The organism is Saccharomonospora halophila 8 (genome assembly GCF_000383775.1).
Taxonomy (GTDB): domain Bacteria; phylum Actinomycetota; class Actinomycetes; order Mycobacteriales; family Pseudonocardiaceae; genus Saccharomonospora; species Saccharomonospora halophila.
The window spans coordinates 18,732-21,513 of sequence record NZ_KB912543.1; the positions used below are offsets into that span (position 1 = coordinate 18,732).

Here is a 2,782-nt window from a genome sequence, read left to right on the forward strand (position 1 = left end):
CGACCGTCGGGCGCGGGCGGCGAAGGCGATCGCCCTGCGGCTGAAGGACCGGCTGGAGGACGGCAGGCCCCCGGGGTTGCCGCCCGCGCCGGCCGTCGACGGCTAGGGTGTCGGTGTGCGGCTCCATGTCGTTTCCGACGTCCACGGCAATGCCGAGGCCCTCGCCCGTGCCGGTGAGGGTGCCGACGCGGTACTCGTGCTCGGGGACCTGCTCGATTTCGTCGACTACCACGATCACGGCGGCGGAATCCTGGGACGGTTGTTCGGGGCCGAGACCGTCGCCCGGTTCGCGCGGCTGCGCCGGGAGGGCAGGCGCGCGGAGACGGTCGAGTACGCCCGCTCGCTGTGGGCCGGACTGGCGGACCCGCGGGCCGCGGTGGAGGAGGCCGTGCGCGAGCAGTACAGCCGGCTGTTCGGGGCACTGAGTGCGCCCACCTACGTGATCCCCGGCAACGTGGACGCCCCCGCGCTGTGGCCGGAGTTCCTCACCGACGGCATCCGGGCCGTCGACGGCGAGGTCGTGGAGATCGGCGGACTCCGGTTCGGCTTCGTCGGCGGGGCGCTGCAGGCGGAGGGGGTGCCCCCACGCTCCGATTCGGCCTGGCGCCCGCACCTGCGCACCGGCGAGGACTTCGCCGCGGACGTGGCCCGGGTGTCCGACGCCGACGTGCTGTGCAGCCACATCCCGCCCGCCGTTCCCGAACTGACCTACGACGTGGTGGCACGCAGGCCGGAACTCGGGTCGGACGCCCTGCTCGGGGCCGTGCGCGAGCACGAACCACGCTGGGCGCTGTTCGGACACGTGCACCAGCCGCTGTCGGCGCGGGTGCGGGCGGGCCGCACCGAGTGCGTCAACGTCGGCCACTTCAAACGCACCGGCACGCCCTACGTGCTGCGCTGGTGAGGCGACGGACCGCTACGCTCTAGCCCCATGGCCGAGCAGTCCACCCAGTCCATCGAGATCGAGGCCCCGCCCGAGGACATCATGGCCGTCGTCGCCGACCTGCCCGCCTACCCGGAGTGGGCCAAGGCCGTCCGGGAGACGGAGGTGCTGGACAGTGACACCGCGGGGCGACCCCGTCGGGTGCGGTTCACCCTCGACTCCGGTCCGGTCAAGGACGTCTACACCCTCGCCTACGACTGGGCCGACGACGGGTTGTCCGTGAGCTGGGAGTTGGAGAAGGGCCAGATGCAGAAGTCCCAGGAGGGGCGGTACCGGCTCCGGCCGCTGGGTGGCGGCCGCACGGAGGTGACCTACTCGCTCTCGGTGGAGCTGTCCCTGCCCATGATCGGGATGCTCCGTCGCAAGGCGGAAAAGATGATCATGGACACGGCGCTCAAGGAGCTCAAACGCCGGGTCGAGGACCGGGCCTGACGATGCGCACCCTGCTGTTCACCGGCAAGGGCGGTGTCGGCAAGACCACCGTCGCCGCCGCGACGGCGAGCCGGCTGGCCCGGTGGGGGCGCAAGACACTGGTGGTCTCCACCGACCCCGCGCACTCGCTCGCCGACACCCTCGCCACCCCGCTGGACGGCGAGCCCCGGGAGGTGGCCGCCGACCTGTACGCGGTGCAGGTCGACGCGCGGGCGCTCACCGACGGGGCGTGGCGGACGCTGCGGGACGCGATGCGGTCGGTGCTGACCGGGCTCGGGGTGGACGCGCTGGACGCGGAGGAACTCACCGTGCTGCCCGGGGTCGACGAACTGCTCGCGCTGACCGAGGTCCGTGCGCTCGCCGATGCCGGGCCGTGGGACACCGTGGTCGTGGACTGCGGCCCGACCGCGGAGACGTCGCGGCTGCTCGCCTTGCCGGAGGCGGTCGCGGGGTATCTGAGCCGCACGGCCGGGCGCGGTCCGGCCGGGATGCTCGACCGGCTCGCCGCGCACGTCGACGACCTGCGGCGCTGGCTCACCGACACCGAGGCCACCGCGGTCCGGCTCGTCCTCACCCCCGAACGGGTGGTGCTCGCCGAGACCCGTCGCCTGCTGACCTCGCTGACCTTGCGCGGGATCGCGGTCGACGGTCTGGTCGTCAACCGGATGATGCCCACGGGCGGGCTGAGCTGGGGCCCCGCCGCCTCCTGGTTGCGCGCCCGGCGCCGCGCGCAGGACCGGGTGCTGGCGGAGCTGCGCGCGGACGGACTGGCCGAGGTCGGGATCCGCACCGTGGAACACCGGCCGGACGAACCGATCGGACCGGCGGCCCTGGACGGGATCGGCGACGAGCTCTCCGCCCCCGACGGACCGACCGCCGGGGGCGGGCGGTCCCCCTCCCTCCCGTTGCTGCGGGCCGAGGAGACCGACGACGGATTCCTCCTGCGGATCGAGATGCCGCTGGCCGGGGACTCCACCGTCGACCTGGCACGGGTGGACGACGACCTGGCCGTCACCGTGGACGGGTTCCGGCGGCTGCTCGCCCTGCCCGACGCACTGCGACCGTGCCGGGTGACCGAGGCGGAGTCGGACGCCCGCGGGCTCGTCGTCCATCTGGAGCGGAGCCCCTGATGTTGGAGCGGAGCCCATGACCACCGCGGACAACGGCGCCCGGCTCGCCGACGAGATCCGCCTGCTCGTCGACCTGATCGTCGAACGGGCCGCCCCGTGGCTGGACAGCCTGGTGGAGGAGGGACACGGCGCGGGTGCCGCGGCAGATCACCCCGCCGGGGACCACCCCGGTGGCACGGGCGAGGCGGAGCGCGGGTGGTGCCCCCTGTGCGCTGTGCTGGCGATCTGCCGGGGCGAGCGGGTCGACGTGGCCGCGCGGGTCGTGGACCAGCTGACC

The 2,782-nt window shown here is 73.9% G+C and carries 3 protein-coding genes and 1 pseudogene; all 4 read left to right on the forward strand.

What is annotated here, in order from left to right; translation table 11 throughout:
- Positions 1 to 115: 115 nt before the first annotated feature.
- Complete coding sequence (locus SACHA_RS0110675; protein ID WP_019809559.1) at positions 116 to 904, forward strand: metallophosphoesterase family protein; 789 nt, start codon at positions 116 to 118, stop codon at positions 902 to 904.
- Between the two features lie 27 nt (positions 905 to 931).
- Positions 932 to 1,375, forward strand: a complete 444-nt coding sequence (locus SACHA_RS0110680; RefSeq protein WP_019809560.1) for an SRPBCC family protein — start codon at positions 932 to 934, stop codon at positions 1,373 to 1,375.
- Between the two features lie 2 nt (positions 1,376 to 1,377).
- Entirely contained in the window at positions 1,378 to 2,505 is a 1,128-nt protein-coding gene (locus SACHA_RS0110685) for an ArsA family ATPase (protein WP_019809561.1), read from the forward strand.
- 16 nt (positions 2,506 to 2,521) lie between these two features.
- Positions 2,522 to 2,782, forward strand: a pseudogene (locus tag SACHA_RS0110690) (hypothetical protein); the annotation flags it as partial.

Coding starts and splice junctions, on each gene's coding strand:
- SACHA_RS0110685 (WP_019809561.1), top strand. CDS start 1,378: ATGCGCACCCTGCTGTTCACCGGCAAGGGCGGTGTCGGCAAGACCACC.
- SACHA_RS0110680 (WP_019809560.1), top strand. CDS start 932: ATGGCCGAGCAGTCCACCCAGTCCATCGAGATCGAGGCCCCGCCCGAG.